General features: G+C 61.0%; 15 protein-coding genes and 1 pseudogene. 8 read left to right on the top strand and 8 right to left on the bottom strand.

Annotated elements, in window-relative coordinates; translation table 11 throughout:
• Nucleotides 1-9: 9 nt before the first annotated feature.
• Entirely contained in the window at nt 10-801 is a 792-nt protein-coding gene (locus AC3WP4_RS20245; protein WP_102615710.1) for an AraC family transcriptional regulator, read from the top strand.
• A 178-nt stretch (nt 802-979) separates the two neighbouring features.
• Here the strand turns inward: AC3WP4_RS20245 and AC3WP4_RS20240 are convergent, their stop codons facing one another.
• Together AC3WP4_RS20240 and AC3WP4_RS20235 are read right to left on the bottom strand one after the other, a co-directional pair.
• On the bottom strand, nt 980-1,708 hold the full coding sequence (locus AC3WP4_RS20240) for a methyl-accepting chemotaxis protein (protein ID WP_371917828.1): 729 nt from the start codon (nt 1,706-1,708) through the stop codon (nt 980-982).
• Nucleotides 1,709-1,837: 129 nt separating this feature from the next.
• A pseudogene (locus AC3WP4_RS20235) lies at nt 1,838-2,770 on the bottom strand (cache domain-containing protein); the annotation flags it as partial.
• Between the two features lie 563 nt (nt 2,771-3,333).
• On the opposite strand from AC3WP4_RS20235, the gene AC3WP4_RS20230 reads away from it, so the two are divergent.
• Entirely contained in the window at nt 3,334-4,227 is an 894-nt protein-coding gene (locus AC3WP4_RS20230) for a PA4780 family RIO1-like protein kinase (RefSeq protein WP_008156543.1), read from the top strand.
• Between the two features lie 170 nt (nt 4,228-4,397).
• Complete coding sequence (locus tag AC3WP4_RS20225; RefSeq protein WP_102615712.1) at nt 4,398-5,618, top strand: MFS transporter; 1,221 nt, start codon at nt 4,398-4,400, stop codon at nt 5,616-5,618.
• On the opposite strand, the gene cueR is transcribed toward AC3WP4_RS20225, so the two are convergent.
• From cueR to AC3WP4_RS20210, 3 genes are all read right to left on the bottom strand, one after another.
• A complete protein-coding gene (gene cueR / locus AC3WP4_RS20220) occupies nt 5,572-5,985 on the bottom strand; it encodes a Cu(I)-responsive transcriptional regulator (protein WP_102615713.1) in 414 nt (137 codons plus the stop codon). The two genes, AC3WP4_RS20225 and cueR, sit on opposite strands and share 47 nt — an antisense overlap.
• Nucleotides 5,982-8,375: a heavy metal translocating P-type ATPase gene (locus AC3WP4_RS20215; RefSeq protein ID WP_102615714.1), complete on the bottom strand. Its 2,394-nt coding sequence runs from the start codon at nt 8,373-8,375 to the stop codon at nt 5,982-5,984. The genes cueR and AC3WP4_RS20215 overlap by 4 nt, the downstream gene beginning before the upstream one ends.
• A 214-nt stretch (nt 8,376-8,589) precedes the next feature.
• Complete coding sequence (locus tag AC3WP4_RS20210) at nt 8,590-8,973, bottom strand: hypothetical protein (RefSeq protein ID WP_102615715.1); 384 nt, start codon at nt 8,971-8,973, stop codon at nt 8,590-8,592.
• A 147-nt stretch (nt 8,974-9,120) separates the two neighbouring features.
• Here AC3WP4_RS20210 and AC3WP4_RS20205 point away from each other — a divergent pair, with 147 nt between their 5' ends.
• Both AC3WP4_RS20205 and AC3WP4_RS20200 read left to right on the top strand, forming a co-directional pair.
• The gene (locus AC3WP4_RS20205; protein WP_074873512.1) at nt 9,121-9,318 is read left to right on the top strand and encodes a heavy-metal-associated domain-containing protein; all 198 of its coding nucleotides are present in this window, start codon (nt 9,121-9,123) and stop codon (nt 9,316-9,318) included.
• Between the two features lie 223 nt (nt 9,319-9,541).
• On the top strand, nt 9,542-10,738 hold the full coding sequence (locus tag AC3WP4_RS20200) for a multidrug effflux MFS transporter (protein WP_074873514.1): 1,197 nt from the start codon (nt 9,542-9,544) through the stop codon (nt 10,736-10,738).
• Between the two features lie 8 nt (nt 10,739-10,746).
• Here AC3WP4_RS20200 and AC3WP4_RS20195 read toward each other — a convergent pair whose 3' ends face one another.
• From AC3WP4_RS20195 to AC3WP4_RS20185, 3 genes are all read right to left on the bottom strand, one after another.
• Nucleotides 10,747-10,917, bottom strand: a complete 171-nt coding sequence (locus AC3WP4_RS20195) for a hypothetical protein (RefSeq protein WP_173860477.1) — start codon at nt 10,915-10,917, stop codon at nt 10,747-10,749.
• A gap of 150 nt (nt 10,918-11,067) precedes the next feature.
• Entirely contained in the window at nt 11,068-12,081 is a 1,014-nt protein-coding gene (locus AC3WP4_RS20190) for a zinc-binding alcohol dehydrogenase family protein (protein WP_102615716.1), read from the bottom strand.
• Nucleotides 12,082-12,113: 32 nt separating this feature from the next.
• Complete coding sequence (locus AC3WP4_RS20185; RefSeq protein WP_076028755.1) at nt 12,114-12,407, bottom strand: putative quinol monooxygenase; 294 nt, start codon at nt 12,405-12,407, stop codon at nt 12,114-12,116.
• Between the two features lie 118 nt (nt 12,408-12,525).
• Between AC3WP4_RS20185 and vimR the strand changes: the two genes are divergently transcribed.
• The 3 genes from vimR to AC3WP4_RS20170 all read left to right on the top strand — a co-directional run.
• On the top strand, nt 12,526-13,455 hold the full coding sequence (gene vimR, locus AC3WP4_RS20180) for a transcription regulator VimR (protein WP_074873520.1): 930 nt from the start codon (nt 12,526-12,528) through the stop codon (nt 13,453-13,455).
• Between the two features lie 315 nt (nt 13,456-13,770).
• The gene (locus AC3WP4_RS20175; RefSeq protein ID WP_074873522.1) at nt 13,771-14,505 is read left to right on the top strand and encodes an ArsR/SmtB family transcription factor; all 735 of its coding nucleotides are present in this window, start codon (nt 13,771-13,773) and stop codon (nt 14,503-14,505) included.
• Between the two features lie 127 nt (nt 14,506-14,632).
• A partial coding sequence (locus AC3WP4_RS20170; protein ID WP_102650640.1) for an MFS transporter occupies nt 14,633-15,908 on the top strand: 1,276 nt, incomplete at its 3' end.

Here is a 15,908-nt window from a genome sequence, read left to right as displayed (position 1 = left end):
GGCCAATCAATGCCGACTAACGGACAACTTTCCCTTGAACGGACGATTCCGACGCTGACGGCATTGCCGCGTGCGCTGTATGCCCGAGCGGAAAGTCTCACCGCCGGTTCATGGACCTCGCCCCATCGGCACGATTGGGTACAGTTTTCCTACGCGATCAGCGGCGTTCTCGGCGTGCACACTGCCGAAGGCAGTTTCTTTGCGCCGCCGCAGTGGGGTATCTGGATTCCGGCGAATCTCGAACACCAGGTGGTGACTTCAATGCGCGCCGAGATGCGCAGCCTCTATGTGCGCCGCGAGGATTGTGATTGGGCGGAGGAGCGTTGCCGGGTGCTGGAAGTGACGCCGTTGGCCCGGGAGCTGATCAAGAGTTTTTGTTTGCTGCCGGTTGAATATCCACAGGGCGACAGTCAGGACGCGCGGCTGGTGAGTGTGCTGCTGGACCAGTTGGCGCATCTGCCGGAGGTTGGCTTCTCGCTACCGTTACCGCGTCATGAACGGTTGCTGGGGCTGTGCAACGAGCTGATCGAAAGCCCTGAGCGCAATGTGACCTTGCAGGCGTGGGCCGAGCGGTTGGGGACCTCGGAGAAGACCTTGATGCGGTTATTCCAGCGGGAAACCGGCTTGAGCTTTCGAGGGTGGCGGCAGCGGATGCGGCTGCTGTCGTCGTTGAGTTTGCTGGAGGAGGGGGACAGCGTGACGAATGCCGCGCTGTCTTGCGGGTATGACTCGACGTCGGCGTTTATTGCGGCGTTCAAAAGCCTGTTCGGGTTTACCCCCGGAGAGTTGTTTCGGCAGTGATGATCGTTCCCATGCTCCGCGTGGGAATGCCTCAAGGGACGCTCCGCGTTCCAGCTTTCGAATGGGACGCGGAGCGTCCCGGGCTGCATTCCCACGCAGAGCGTGGGAACGATCAACAAAACCCTGTGGGAGCGAGCCTGCTCGCGATTGGCCGCGCAGCGGCCAGCGGGATTCTGGATCAGGTTCTGAAGCGGCGCACCAACCCATCCAGCTCATTCGACAACCCGGCCAGGCTCTGCGAATCCAGCCGCGCCGAGTTGGCCAGTTCCGCCACTAATTGCGCATCACCATGAATCTGGCTGATGTGCCGATTGATGTCTTCAGCCACCTGATGCTGTTCTTCCGCCGCCGTAGCGATCTGGGTGTTCATGTCGCGGATCACGTCGACCGACTCCCTGATCAGCCCGAAGCTGCTGCGTGCTTCACCGATTCGCGTCACCGATTGCTGGGACACTTCCAGGCTCGCATGCATTTGCTGGGTCACCTGACTGGTACGTTTGGCGAGGTTGCCCAGTAAACCGTCGATTTCCGCCGTGGAATCCGCCGTGCGTTTGGCCAACGCCCGAACTTCATCGGCGACCACCGCAAACCCACGACCCTGTTCGCCGGCCCGTGCCGCTTCAATGGCCGCGTTCAGTGCCAGCAGGTTGGTCTGTTCGGCAATCGAGCGAATGGTCCCCAGGATTGACTGAATGTCGTTGCTGTCGCGCTCAAGTTGCTGCATCGACTGGGCCGATTGTTCGATTTCCTGGCTCAAGCGATCAACGCTGGTCACGGCCGCATCAATCTGCTGCTGACCTTCACGCGCCTGGCGCTGGCCGCTGTCGGCCGATTCCGCCGCCTGGCTGCAAGAGCGGGCGACTTCGTTGGCGGTGGCGACCATTTCGTGGAACGCCGTGGACACCATGTCCACCGCTTCACGCTGACGTCCGGCGGCTTCGGCCATGTCGCTGGAGACCTGGGTCGAACTCTTGGAGGTGGCGAGGATCTTGGTCGCGGCACCGCCAATGCTCTGGATCAAGTTGCGAATCGCCGCCAAAAACTGGTTGAACCAGTTGGCCAGTTGCGCGGTTTCGTCGCTGCCACGGATTTGCAGGTTCTTGGTCAGGTCGCCTTCGCCTTGGGCGATGCCTTCCAGACCGCTGGCCACACTGCGGATCGGCCGCACGATCAGACTGGCGAAACTGGCGCCGACGATGGCGAAGAGCACCGCCAGCACGGCGGCGATGATCGCGATCAACCAGGTCAGTTGGGTGGCCGAACTCATCACGTCGGTCTGCTTGATCAGGCCGATAAAGGTCCAGCCCAGCTGCTCTGACGGCCAGACGTTGGCCATGTAGCGTTCGCCGTTCAGCTCGACTTCCACCAGCCCTTTGCCGGCCTTGGCCAGTTGCGCGTAGCCGTCGCCGAGGCTGCTCAGCGCTTTGAAGTTGTGTTCAGGTTTCTTTGGATCGACCAGCACGGTGCCGGTGTTTTCCAGCAGCATCAGGTAGCCGGTTTCACCGAGCTTGATCTGTTTGACGATTTCGGTGAGCTGCTTGAGCGTCACGTCGATGCTGACCACGCCGCCATTAGTGCCCAATTTGTTATCGATGGTGCGCACGGTACTGACGTACGTCGCGTCGTCCTGGGCCCAGTAATAGGCCTCAGTGCGGAACGGTTTACCGGGTTTGGCCTGGGCCGCCTTGTACCAGGGGCGCTGGCGCGGGTCGTAATTGTTCAGCTTGGCATCGTCGGGCCAGGACACATAACCGCCCGCCGCGGTGCCGAGAATGGCATAGGCGTAGGACGGGTGACTGTTACCCAGGTCCTGAAGGAGAGCGAAGACCTTCTTGTCCATCTCGCCTTGGGGAATGCTCTCGGCGTTGGCGCTTATGTAGGTCTTGAGGCTGTCATCGGAGTTCTTGATCAGCGGTTGGGTGGCCAGGTAATCCACGTTCTGGCTGATGCCGTCGAAGAACAGTTGCATGGCGTTGCTGACCTGACGAATCTCGCGGCCACTGCCGTCGACGAAACTGTCCTTGGCATCGCTGCGCAAGTTCAGCACAACCAGGGTAGCGACCAGCACCACCGGCAAGCAGGCGATGATTGCAAACGCCCAGGTCAACTTCTGTTTGATGTTCATCCGCGCTCCAGATTTTTCTTGTAGGCCCACGCAGTGCAGATGACTCGCGGATTATTGGCAGCCGTAAACGATTGTCGGACAAATCACTTTGTCTCAGATGACTTCGGCTGGCCGAGGCGGAAATTGAGGCCTGTTTAGAAAAATCCTACGAAGGGTATGAATCCAGATGTCAGCTTTTGTCGTAAATACCCGTTTGGCCCTTCAGCAACAAGTGACGCAGGGTCAGCTATGATCTGTGGCGGCCGATGATGACTGGCGGTTGTTGACCGATTAATCCGGCACGTTGTGTGCTTGTTGACGGTTATTGGAGCGTTCATAGGTCGGCAACCCCTCCCCCGAACGAGTGGATTGCCGTATAACGAATGACTTTCGCGTGTTTGGTAATAAAGGACCCCCAATAAAAGCTGATGAAGACTCCAAAACGCATTGAACCCCTGATCGAGGACGGTCTGGTCGACGAGGTGCTGCGCCCACTCATGAGTGGTAAAGAAGCAGCTGTTTATGTGGTGCGCTGCGGCAACGAGTTACGTTGCGCGAAGGTCTACAAGGAGGCGAATAAACGCAGTTTCCGTCAGGCGGCCGAGTATCAGGAAGGCCGCAAGGTGCGCAACAGCCGTCAGGCTCGAGCGATGGCCAAGGGCTCCAAGTTCGGCAAGAAAGAAACCGAAGATGCCTGGCAGAATGCCGAAGTGGCGGCGTTGTTCCGTCTGGCCGGTGCTGGCGTGCGGGTTCCGCAGCCGTACGACTTCCTTGAAGGCGTGCTGTTGATGGAGCTGGTGGCCGATGAGTACGGTGATGCCGCGCCGCGTCTGAACGACGTGGTGCTGGAACCGGATCAGGCGCGCGAGTATCACGCGTTCCTGATTTCGCAGATCGTGCTGATGTTGTGTACCGGTCTGGTGCACGGTGACCTGTCGGAGTTCAACGTACTGCTGACCCCGACCGGCCCGGTGATCATCGACCTGCCGCAAGCGGTCGATGCGGCGGGCAACAACCACGCGTTCAGCATGCTGGAGCGGGATGTGGGCAACATGGCGTCTTATTTCGGGCGGTTTGCGCCGGAGTTGAAAAAGACCAAGTACGCCAAGGAAATGTGGGCCCTGTTCGAAGCCGGCACCTTGCACCCGGCCAGCATCTTGACCGGCGAGTTCGATGAGCCGGAAGAGTTGGCCGATGTTGGCGGGATCATGCGCGAAATCGAGGCCGCACGCCTTGATGAAGAGCGCAAGCAAGCGATCCGCGCGGCAGATGACGCGCCACCGAGCAAAGCCGAAGAACCGCCTCCGCCCTGGATGCAGTGATCGGTTAACGAAAAACCCGGCTTCGGCCGGGTTTTTTGTAGATGCCTGTCACCTCATCCCCAAACGCTGAAGAACCAATGTGGGAGCGAGCAAGCCCGCTCCCACATTGGAATTTTGGTGTAACAGAGTTTTATGTTCTCCCTGCTGCTCCCCACACTCAAGGATTGAATGTGAACACCGCATCCCCCCGCAATGCCCAACTGATCATCGCCGCCCGTCTGATCTCGGACTTCGGCGCCTTCCTCAACATGGTCGCCCTGGCCACCTACGTCTACCTGCTCAGCAACAGCGCCATGAGCGTCGGCATTTTCCTCGCCAGCCGCGTGGCCGGTGGAATATTCGCCAGCCTCATCGGCACGACGTTTTATCGCCGCTGGGCCGGGCGCCTGCCGCTGATTGCCTTCGACCTGTTACGCGCCGGGCTGCTGGGCTTGCTGCTGGTGCTGCCTGTCGCCCAGCAAATGCTGCTGTTGCCGGTAATCGCTTTCGGTCTGGGATTTGGCAATTCGATGTTCGCCATCGGCCTCAACAGTCAATTGCCGCACTTGATCGAGGCCGATCAGTTGCTCAAGGCCAACGCCTGGATCACCTCGGCGTCGTCGGCCGCCATGGTCGGCGGAAGTCTGGTGTCAGGGCTATTGGTGGCGGCATTCGGCTTTGAAACAGTGTTTGCATTGAACGTGGTCACCTATCTGCTGGCCGCGTTGTTCATCTGGCCGCTGCGTTTTTCACTCCCAGCGCCCAGTGACCAACCGATTCACGAACGTGGTGAATGGGCGGCCCTGGTCCAGGGGCTGCGCAGTGCACCGGTGGTGGCGGCGATGCTCGCGGTGGCGATGGCTGACACCCTTGGCAGTGCCGCGCACAACGTGGGGTTTCCGATCATTTCCAGACTGCTGACGCCCGACTCGGCCAGCACCACGCTGGGACTGATGCTGGCGGTCTGGGCCAGCGGAAAACTCATCGGTGCACGCATCGCCAGCCGGCTGAAACGCTCGGATAACGTGAACCTGGAGCGGCGATTCTTCTTTGGTGTGTTGCTGATGTCCTGCGGCTTCATCCTGATGTTTCAGCAGCAAACGCTCTACGGTTTGCTGTTGTTCTCGTTGCCGGCGGGGTTGGGCGACGGTTTCTCGGAAGTCGGCCTGATGTCGCGTCTGCAGCGCGAACCGGACAACCTGCGCCTGCCGATCTTCAGCTTCCTGACGCTGCTGCAAATGACCGGGTTCGGCGTCGGCATGCTGATCGCCGCGCCGTTCTATTCATGGTGGACGCCGGGTGCCGTGGTGCTGTTGTTCCACGGCATTCCCCTCACCACCTTGTTGGTGATGAAGGTGCTGGCGATCAGGGGCGAGCGGGTGGTGCGCAACAGCCCGACTCCAGGCTCTTGAGGATCGGGCAGTCGGGACGGTGATCGCCGTGGCAGTGTTCGACCAGGTCCTGCAGGGTGTCGCGCAGTTGGCCGAGTTCGCGGATTTTCTGGTTCAGCTCGTCGATGTGCTGACGGGCCAGGGCCTTCACGTCGGCGCTGGCCCTTTGGCGGTCCTGCCAGAGGGTCAGCAGTTTGCCGACCTCATCCAGTGAGAACCCCAGGTCCCGGGAGCGCTTGATGAACGCCAGGGTATGCAGGTCGTCGTCGCCGTACACCCGATAGCCGCTGTCGGTACGATGGGCGGCCTTGAGCAAACCGATGGATTCGTAATAACGGATCATCTTCGCACTCAGGCCGCTTTGGCGGGCCGCTTGGCCGATGTTCATCGGTTGTCCTCCAGATCCTTGGGTTTCCAGGTTTTCAACAGTAGCGCATTGCTCACCACACTGACGCTCGACAACGCCATGGCCGCACCGGCCAGCACCGGGTTGAGGAAGCCGAAGGCTGCCAGCGGAATGCCGATCAGGTTGTACACGAAAGCCCAGAACAGGTTCTGACGGATCTTCGCGTAGGTCTTGCGGCTGATCTCCAGCGCCGCCGGCACCAAGCGTGGGTCGCCGCGCATCAGGGTGATCCCGGCCGCGTGCATCGCAACGTCGGTGCCGCCGCCCATGGCGATACCGATGTCGGCGGCGGCCAGGGCGGGTGCGTCGTTGATGCCGTCGCCGACCATCGCTACCACACCGTTTTTCTTGAGTGTGGCGACGGTGGCCGCTTTGTCCGCCGGCAGTACTTCGGCGTGGACATCCGTGATGCCCAGCGCTTCGGCAACCACTTTGGCGCTGCCGCGATTGTCGCCGGTCAGCAGGTGGCTGCTGATGTTGCGTGCATTGAGTTGTTGCACGGCTTGCAGCGCGCCGGGTTTGAGGGTGTCGCCGAAAGCGAAGAGGCCCAGCACCCGAAGTTCGGGACTTTGCTCGATCAGCCAGGACAGGGTCCGGCCTTCGGTTTCCCACGCGGCAGCAGACTCAGCCCATTCACCGGCGTTCAAGCCGCTTTCTTCCAAGAGACGACGGTTGCCCAGCGCCAATCGACGACCGCCCAGAGTGCCCGCGATGCCACGGCCGGTCAGGGATTGGCTGTCGGTGACATCGGCCACCGTCAAGCCGCGTTCGGCGCAAGCGTCCAGAACTGCCTTGGCCAGTGGGTGTTCACTGCCGCGTTGCAGGGCGCCGGCCATTTGCAGCAGGGCCGCTTCGTCATGGTTGATTGCGCTCAGATGAGCGATGCGCGGAGTCCCCGAAGTCAGCGTGCCGGTCTTGTCGAAGACCACCGCACTGACTTCATGGGCACGCTCCAACGCCTCGGCGTCCTTGATCAGAATCCCGTAGCGCGCCGCCACGCCGGTCCCGGCCATGATTGCCGTTGGTGTGGCCAACCCCAAGGCGCACGGGCAAGCGATCACCAATACCGCCACGGCATTGATCAGCGCGGTTTCCATCGGTGCGCCGTACAACCACCAACCGATCAAGGTTGCCAATGCAATCAGCAGAACCGTTGGCACGAACACCTGGCTGACTTTATCCACCAGTTTCTGGATCGGAGCCTTCGCGGCCTGAGCGTCTTCGACCAGGCGGATGATGCGGGCGAGCACGGTTTCCGCACCCAAGGCCAGGGTGCGAACGAGCAACCGGCCTTCGCCATTGATCGCGCCGCCGGTGACCTTGTCGCCGGGTTGTTTGGGCACCGGCAGGCTTTCGCCGCTGATCAGCGCTTCGTCGGCGTGGCTCTGGCCTTCGACCACTTCACCGTCTACCGGGAAGCGTTCGCCGGGTTTGACCATCACCAGATCATTGAGGCGCAAGGCGCTGATCGCGACGTCCTGCTCGCGGCCGTCGATCACCTGAATCGCCCGCTCCGGGCGCAAGGCTTCGAGTGCGCGAATGGCGCTGGCAGTCTGGCGCTTGGCGCGGCTTTCCAGGTATTTGCCCAGCAGCACCAGGGCGATCACCACCGCCGAGGCTTCGAAATACAGGTGCGGCATGCGCCCGGCGGCGGTGGCCCATTCATAAAGGCTCAGGCCATAACCGGCGCTGGTACCCAACGCGACCAGTAAATCCATGTTGCCGGCACCGGCGCGCACGGCTTTCCAGGCCGCGACGTAAAAGCGTGCACCGAAGATGAATTGCACTGGCGTGGCCAACGCGAATTGCACCCAGGCCGGGAGCATCCAGTGCACGCCGAACGGTTGCAGCAACATCGGTAGCACCAACGGCGCGGCGAGGATGATCGCCATGATCAAGGCCCAACGCTCGCGGTGCAGGCGTTGTTGCTGATTATCGGTTTGCGGGTGTTCGACTTCCCAGACGCTGGCGCTGTAGCCCGCCTTGGTCACGGCAGCGATCAGGGTTTGCGGATCGATCTGGCCGAGCAGCTCAAGGTGGGCGCGTTCATTGGCCAAGTTGACGCTGACGCTTTTGACTCCGGGCACTTTGGCCAGCGCTCGCTCGACCCGACCGACGCAGGAGGCGCAGGTCATGCCGTCGATGCTCAATTCCAGGCTCTGTTGCGGCACGCTGTAACCCGCCTGCTGCACCGCCTCCATCAACGCTGGCAGGCTGTCGCTGGGCGCCTGGACGCGGGCCTGTTCGGTGGCCAGGTTGACGCTGACGGCAGAGGCGCCGATGACTTTGCTCAAGGCACGCTCGACACGCCCGGCGCAACTGGCGCAGGTCATGCCGGCAATCGGCAGATTGAAAGTGGTGGATTCGGACATCGGTCACGCCCCCTGTAGAAGATACCCACAGGATCAACCTTGCCATGCTGGCAAGGTCAAGCGCCATGTCTCAGATCAAAAGACTGGCACCTGATCGTTCCCACGCTCTGCGTGGGAATGCAGCCCGGGACGCTCTGCGTCCCCTTTAAAAGCCGAACGCAGAGCGTCCGTTGAGGCATTCCCACCCAGAGCGTGGGAACGATCGGTCTGGCGATCAATAGTCCAGGGCAGCGGGTTTCAGGTACATCCCTTCCTGCGTCATCGCAATCCGGAACTTCAGCACGTCGCCGGCCTTGAGCGTGATGTTCTGCGAACCCGGGGCGAGCATGCCCGGATTGCAGCCCGGTGCCTGGCCCGGCAGCAGCTTCAGGCGCAAGGACACATTGCCCGGTGGCAGGTTGAACGAGGTGCTTTGCTCCTGGAACAGCCGCGCCGACAACTGATCCTGGATGTACACGCCGATCTCGCAGGAGGTCGCGACTTCCAGGCGCTCGCGGGAAATGATCAGTACGCCATAGTCCTCCCCGGCGGCTTGAACCGAAGGTGTCGCGGCAAAAAGGCTGAGAAAGCCAAACAGGCTGAGAGCTGACCAGCGCATGGCTGAATCTCCTGATGTCGAGTCATTGATGGACGCAGCTTGGCCGAGCGCAGCGTTGATTGCCAGCCCGGCAGCTCACTGCAGAACTTGACCTTGCCATGATGGCAAGCTCGAGACTGCACGCAACCTCACTCAAGGAGTCATCCCATGCAAGTGTTCAACGTTCAAGGCATGTCCTGTGGTCACTGCGTCAAAGCCATCACCCAGGCGCTGCAAGCCAAGGATCCTGCGGCCAGCGTGCGTGTCGATCTGGCCGCGAAAGAAGTCGGCGTCGAGAGTGCTTTGTCGGCGGATCAGGTGATCGCGGTGATAACCGAAGAGGGCTACGCCGCCAAGGTTGCCTGAGAACAAAGCGCAATCCTCCCTGTGTGAGCGAGCCTGCTCGCGAAAGCGGTGTGTCATTCAGCAGTGATGTCGACTGACACTCCGTTTTCGCGAGCAGGCTCGCTCCCACAGGGGATTGCATTCATTCAGTGGTTTTTAATAGTTAGCGACCTAACGGAATGTTCAAGGCGTCCCTGCGGGGCTAGACTGTCGGCCTGCCGACCCATGCCCGACTGGATGCCTGATGAACCTCCGTACCATTTTGATTCTTGGCGCCTTGAGCGCCTTCGGTCCGCTGGCGATCGATTTCTATCTGCCGGCCTTCCCGGCGATGGCGCTCGCCTTCGGCACCGATGAAAAACACGTTCAGCTGACCTTGGCCGCCTATTTCCTTGGCCTGTCCATCGGTCAACTGGCATATGGCCCGGTAGCGGATCGATTTGGGCGACGTATTCCCTTGCTGACCGGCGTCGGCTTGTTCACCGCCGCCTCCCTGGCCTGCGCTTATGCGCCGAGCCTCGAATGGTTGATGGGCGCACGTTTCATCCAGGCGTTGGGCGGCTGCGCGGGGATGGTGATTGCGCGGGCGGTTGTCAGCGATAAATGCGATGCGGTGGGTTCGGCCAAGGTCTTTTCGCAGTTGATGCTGGTGATGGGCCTGGCGCCGATTCTTGCGCCGATGCTGGGCGGGCTGTTGGTCAACACCACGGGCTGGCAGTCGATCTTTCTGGTGCTGAGCGGTTTCAGTGCGCTGGCAGGGTTGGCCGTTGCCCTCGGGCTGCCGGAAAGCCTACCGGCCCATGTGCCGCGTCAACCGTTGTCCGGGGCGTTGCGTCAGTACGGTCGACTGTTGTCGGACCGGGTGTTCCTCGGCCACGCCCTGACCGGTGGCATCGCCATCGCCGGGATGTTTGCCTACATCGCCGGTTCGCCGTTCGTCTTCATCAAACTGTATGGCGTGCCACCCGAGCATTTCGGCTGGCTGTTCGGTACCAACGCGGCGGGCTTCATTCTGGTGGCGCAGCTCAACGCGCGATTGCTGGCCAAGCGTGGTCCGGCGTTTCTGCTGGCGCGCACCGTGTGGATCTACGTCGGCGCCGGGCTGGCGCTGCTGGCCGTCAGTTCGTTGCACACCGCGCAGCTATGGCCGTTGCTGATTCCGCTGTTTGTCTGCATTGCCAGCCTGGGTTGCATCCTCCCCAACGCCTCGGCCTGCGCCATGAACGGGCAGGGCGCAAGGGCCGGCAGTGCGTCGGCGATGCTCGGTTGCCTGCAATTCAGTGTCGCCGCCGGGGCGGCAGCATTGGTGGGCGTTTTACACGATGGCAGTGCCGTGCCGATGGCCATGGTCATCAGCCTGTGCGGAGTTCTGGTGGTGAGCGTGGCAATGCTCACCCGGCGTTTGCAAAATACCCGGGCGCTGGCGCAAGCCCAGGCCTGAGGGCGGACTCAGCCAGCGGCACGCTGCTGGTGGTCAATAATTTGATGAGGCGCTTGTAGTCGCGCTTCGAGGGTACGAGTGAAGGCGCGGGCTTCGGCTTCGCTGCGGAACGTCACGGAGTGTTGGTCAAGACGGACTTGCCACTGGGATTTTGCCAATTCTTTTATCAGGATCTTCATTGCTGATCTCTCCTCTCGTAAAACACGTTACGTAAAAGATTGTGCCGCAGAGGCTTCGATTGTAGACCCGAATACGATCGCAATTGTGACAACGGTCAACTCTCTGACTGACGGTGTCGCCCATCTGGGCGACAACTGTGTCAGTTTGTTTCAGAACCCTTCGAGCACAATCTTGCCCTTGGATTTGCCGCTTTCCAGCAGCTCGTGGGCGCGACGCAGGTTCGCCGCGTTGATGGTTCCGAAATGCTCGCCGACCGTGGTTTTCAGCGTCCCGGCGTCGATCAGCTCTGCCACGCGGTTGAGTAATTTGTGCTGCTCGATCATGTCCGCGGTTTCAAACAGCGAGCGGGTGTACATGAACTCCCAGTGCAGGGACAGGCTCTTGCGCTTGAGTTTGGTCACATCCAGCGCCTTCGGATCATCGATCAAGGCCAGTTTGCCTTGCGGCGCCAGCGCCTCGACCAACTGGTCCAGGTGGTGATCGGTCTGGGTCAGGCTGGCGACGTGGGTCACCTGATCGACATCCGCGCGTTTGAGCTCTTCGCTCAACGGCTGGCTGTGATCGATCACCAGGTCGGCACCCAGCTCACGAACCCAGCTCTGGGTTTGTGGGCGGGAAGCGGTGCCGATGACTTTCAGCCCGGTCAGCTGGCTGGCCAGTTGCGTAAGAATCGACCCCACACCGCCAGCGGCACCGACGATCAAAAGGCTCTGGCCTTCATCGGTTTTGCCTTCACGCACCTGCAGGCGTTCGAAGAGCAATTCCCACGCGGTGATAGCCGTCAGCGGCAGCGCGGCAGCTTCGGCGAAACCGAGGGTTTTCGGCATACGGCCGACGATCCGCTCATCGACCACGTGCAGTTCGCTGTTGCCGCCCGCGCGGGCGATGGAGCCGGCGTAGAAAACTTTGTCGCCGGCCTTGAACAGCGTCACTTCACTGCCGACGGCCTTGACCACACCGGCCACGTCCCAGCCCAGCACTTTCGCCGTGCCCGCTTCGGGCTGTACGTTCTGGCGGACCTTGGTGTCCACCGGGTTCACCGAGATGGCTTTGACTTCCACCAACAGGTCACGCGGGCCGGCAACCGGTTCTGGCAGGTCGATGTCTTGCAGAGAGTTTGAGTCGCTGATGGGCAACGAGGCGTAGTAGGCAATGGCTTTCATACTGGCTCCTGAGAAGTCATAAAGAAGTCGGGTCAGACGATGGAGCGCAGGCGCTTGAGGTCGAAGTGTTCGAGAAAGTCGCCAGCCTTGGCGCGGAAGTTCTGGATGTGCGCGCTGTCGTCATGGGCTTGCAGGGCTTCGTCACTGCTCCATTTTTCGATCATGTAGAAGGCAAGAGGATTGGCGAGGTCCTGGTGCAAGTCGTATTGACCGCAACCGGCCTCGGCGCGGGTCGGTTCCAGCAGCGCCCGCAGGTGCTGTTCGAGGGCGTCCTGCTGGCCGGGTTTGGCGATGAGGGTGGCGATGGCGGTAAAAGGTTGGGACATGTTCGACTCCGGGAACGGGATGAATGGATGGGTGGGATGATTAGCTATTTCTCTGCAAGATAAAACCCGCTAAAAGAGCAGTCTCTTTCAATAATTTTTTGATAATCGAGGCTAAACAATGCTGCGTTTCGATGACCTGCAGTTATTTGTCCGGGCGGCGGACCTGGGCAGTCTGTCAGCGGCGGCGCGCGGGATGGACATGTCGGCGGCGGTAGCCAGTGCGGCTTTGAAACGCATCGAACAGCAACTCGGCGCCCGGTTGCTCGCCCGTTCTACCCGCAGCCTGCGGCTGACCGCCGAAGGCGAGGGATTTCTCGAATACGCTCGGGCAGCCTTGAGCAATCTGGATGAGGGGCGTCGCTTATTGGCCAGCGGTCAGGACCAGGTCAGTGGGATTTTGCAGCTGTCGGCGCCTTCGGACTTTGGCCGCAACCTGCTGCTGCCCTGGCTGGACGAGTTCCAGCGAGAGCATCCCAAGCTTACGGTGCGTTTGCTGCTGGGCGATCGCATCGCCGACCTGTTCCGCCAACCGGTGGATATTGCCCTGCGTTACGGCGAGCCGGAAGACTCAAGCCTGGTGGCGCTGCCCATCGCCCCGCAGAACCGCCGCGTCCTTTGTGCCGCCCCGAGTTACCTGGCCCGGCACGGCGAGCCACGGCAACTGGAGCAACTGGCTCAGCACAACTGCCTGCTGTTCATGCTCGGCAGCCGGGTCCACGATCATTGGAGTTTCCACGACGGCAAACGCGAGATCAGCCTGACCGTCAGCGGCGATCGTTTCAGCGATGATGCCGATGTCGTGCGTCTGTGGGCCGTGGCAGGTGCCGGGATCGCCTACAAATCCTGGCTCGATGTCGCCGCTGATGTGCTGGCCGGTCGGTTGCAAGTGCTCATGCCGGAACTGCTGTGTGAGCGCGCACCGCTGAATTTGTTGTGCGCCCATCGCGCACAATTGAGTAAGCCGGTGAACCTTTTACGGGAAATGCTTGCCAGTCGTTGCGCCAGCTTGAGTAGCCGATTTCCCACGTTATCGGGCATCGATCATTAGTCGCAGGCAAATAGCGAAATTTCACTCAGGAACTATCACCACCAATGGTTTCTCAAGGGCAGGAACCGGCGGTCAACCCGCATATACTAGCGCTCGCCTCATGTACGCACCGTCGATCTCGCAATGGCGAGTCACGTCCGAGTCAGCCAGGCCCCGTGGTCAATCGCCGCGGCTTTGCGAAACCTGCGAGCAATGGCCTCTGCGATTGATCGGCTTTGCCCGGTTTATGGCGGTTTCCTCGGCTTGGCCGACGACACATTACTGGTCAAGATGTCTCTGAGCAGTAGACGAAACGATTCAACAGGGAGTGAATACATGGAACATGCACCTTGCATCAGCCAGATCGCCACATTGCTGGCTGACCCAAAGCGCAGCGCAATGATGTGGGCCTTGATGGACGGCTCGGCGCGGCAAACCGAGGAGCTGGCCTTGTTGGCTGGCCTGTCACCGTCTTCGGCCAGTGCGCATCTGGGGCGCTTGTCCGCTGGAGGTCTGTTGAAAGTCGAATTCCGCGGCCGCAAGCGGTTCTTCCGCCTTGCCGCGCCTGAAGTGGGGGCTGCAATAGAAGCTCTGGCCAGCGCCACCCTGGCCAGCAAGCCTCGGGAAATCCCGGATGTTTTCAAACGCACCTCACCGATCGCCAAACCTCAGGCAGCGCCTTCGTCACTCTTGCGCGCCAGGCTTTGCGACGACCATTTGGGCGGCACCCTTGCCGCCGATCTTTACCAGCGTCTGCTGGATGCAGGCTGGATCGAACAGTTCGATCAGCGGGTCATGATCACTCACAAAGGCGCCACGCAATTGGCGACGCGCGGTGTGTTCATCCAGGCGCTGGCTCATCGCAACAGCCGGGTCGCCTGCGCTTGTCCGGACTGGAGCGAAAGACGCCCGCACATGGGCGGATCACTGGGGGCTGCGTTGCTGCAATTGTTCATGCAGTCAGGCTGGCTGAGCCTGCCCAACGATTCGCGAGCCTTGCAGATCACCGCCGCGGGGCAGCGTGAAATCCATCGGTTCGCCAAGGAAACCGAGCTGGAAATGGCCTTGTAGACGCATCGAGATCGACGCCCGAAGCTGCGGGCGTCGCTCAGAGCTGCGAACAGGTCGCATCCAGCAGTAACCCCCAGCAGCTATCGCGCACACTCGTCCGGGGACTTTCGGATTGAGGGGGTGTGGCATGGAAACACAAGGCTTCAGCGCAGCAGAACGACTGGAACGGCTGCCCATCAGCGGTTATCACCGGATCATTTTCATCATCATTGCCTTGGCGTTTTTCTTCGACTCCATGGACCTGGCGATGATGACCTTCCTGCTCGGCTCGATCAAAACCGAGTTTGGCCTGAGCACGGCACAGGCCGGGTTGCTGGCCAGTTCGAGCTTTTTCGGCATGGTCGTGGGGGCGTCACTGTCCGGCATGCTGGCCGACCGTTTCGGGCGCAAACCGGTGTTTCAGTGGAGCATCGTGCTGTGGGGGATCGCCAGCTACCTGTGCTCCACGGCGCAGAACGTCGAGACGCTGACGTTGTTCCGAATCCTGCTGGGGATCGGCATGGGCATGGAGTTTCCCATCGCTCAGTCGATGCTCTCGGAGCTGATTCCTGCCAAACGACGTGGGCGCTACATCGCGTTGATGGACGGTTTCTGGCCGCTGGGCTTCGTCGCCGCCGGCGTACTGTCGTACTTCCTGCTGCCGATAATTGGCTGGCGGGACATCTTCCTGGTGTTGGCGGTGCCGGCGGTGTTTGTCCTGGCGATTCGCTTTTTCATTCCCGAATCACCGCGCTGGCTGGAACAGGCCGGGCATCATGACGTGGCGGACAAGGTTTTGCTGCGCATCGAAGATCGGGTCCGGGCCTCGCTGGGGTGTTCGCAGCTGCCTGAGCCGATCCGCCTGCCGAGAGCAGCGAGTACGCCGGGCCATTTCTTTTCCGCGTTGCGGCAGATCTGGTCGCCGCTGTACCGCCAGCGCACGATGATGATCTGGAGCGTCTGGTTCTTCGCTTTGCTGGGGTTCTATGGCCTGACGTCCTGGCTCAGTGCCTTGCTGCAGCAGTCAGGTTTTGCCGTGACCCAGTCGGTGTATTACACGGTGCTGATTTCCCTTGGCGGGATTCCCGGTTTCCTGATGGCCGCCTGGCTGGTGGAACGTTGGGGACGTAAACCGGTGTGCGTGGTGACGTTACTCGGCGGCGGGGTGATGGCGTTTCTGTATGGTCAGAGCGCGGTGTTTGGCGGCAACGTCAGCCTGTTGATCACCTCCGGGCTACTGATGCAGTTTTTCCTGTTCGGCATGTGGGCGGTGCTTTACACCTACACACCGGAGTTGTACCCGACATCGGCGCGGGCCACAGGCTCGGGGTTTGCGTCGGCAATTGGTCGCGTGGGCTCGTTGCTCGGACCAATGGTGACCGGGCTGGTGTTCCCGATGACCGGGCAGGGCGGGGTGTTTGCGC

The organism is Pseudomonas sp. FW305-20 (assembly GCF_058788075.1).
The sequence above is the reverse complement of the archived record's forward strand: the minus strand, read 5'-3'. Positions and strand labels throughout refer to the sequence as shown.

Bases quoted from the DNA above. Each gene is read 5' to 3' on its own strand.
- AC3WP4_RS20175 (WP_074873522.1), top strand. From the start codon at position 13,771: ATGGAACATGCACCTTGCATCAGCCAGATCGCCACATTGCTGGCTGAC.
- cueR (WP_102615713.1), bottom strand. From the start codon at position 5,985: ATGAACATCGGCCAAGCGGCCCGCCAAAGCGGCCTGAGTGCGAAGATG.
- AC3WP4_RS20210 (WP_102615715.1), bottom strand. From the start codon at position 8,973: ATGCGCTGGTCAGCTCTCAGCCTGTTTGGCTTTCTCAGCCTTTTTGCC.
- AC3WP4_RS20245 (WP_102615710.1), top strand. From the start codon at position 10: ATGCCGACTAACGGACAACTTTCCCTTGAACGGACGATTCCGACGCTG.
- AC3WP4_RS20205 (WP_074873512.1), top strand. From the start codon at position 9,121: ATGCAAGTGTTCAACGTTCAAGGCATGTCCTGTGGTCACTGCGTCAAA.
- vimR (WP_074873520.1), top strand. From the start codon at position 12,526: ATGCTGCGTTTCGATGACCTGCAGTTATTTGTCCGGGCGGCGGACCTG.
- AC3WP4_RS20240 (WP_371917828.1), bottom strand. From the start codon at position 1,708: ATGGTGTCCACGGCGTTCCACGAAATGGTCGCCACCGCCAACGAAGTC.
- AC3WP4_RS20230 (WP_008156543.1), top strand. From the start codon at position 3,334: ATGAAGACTCCAAAACGCATTGAACCCCTGATCGAGGACGGTCTGGTC.
- AC3WP4_RS20200 (WP_074873514.1), top strand. From the start codon at position 9,542: ATGAACCTCCGTACCATTTTGATTCTTGGCGCCTTGAGCGCCTTCGGT.
- AC3WP4_RS20190 (WP_102615716.1), bottom strand. From the start codon at position 12,081: ATGAAAGCCATTGCCTACTACGCCTCGTTGCCCATCAGCGACTCAAAC.
- AC3WP4_RS20195 (WP_173860477.1), bottom strand. From the start codon at position 10,917: ATGAAGATCCTGATAAAAGAATTGGCAAAATCCCAGTGGCAAGTCCGT.
- AC3WP4_RS20185 (WP_076028755.1), bottom strand. From the start codon at position 12,407: ATGTCCCAACCTTTTACCGCCATCGCCACCCTCATCGCCAAACCCGGC.
- AC3WP4_RS20215 (WP_102615714.1), bottom strand. From the start codon at position 8,375: ATGTCCGAATCCACCACTTTCAATCTGCCGATTGCCGGCATGACCTGC.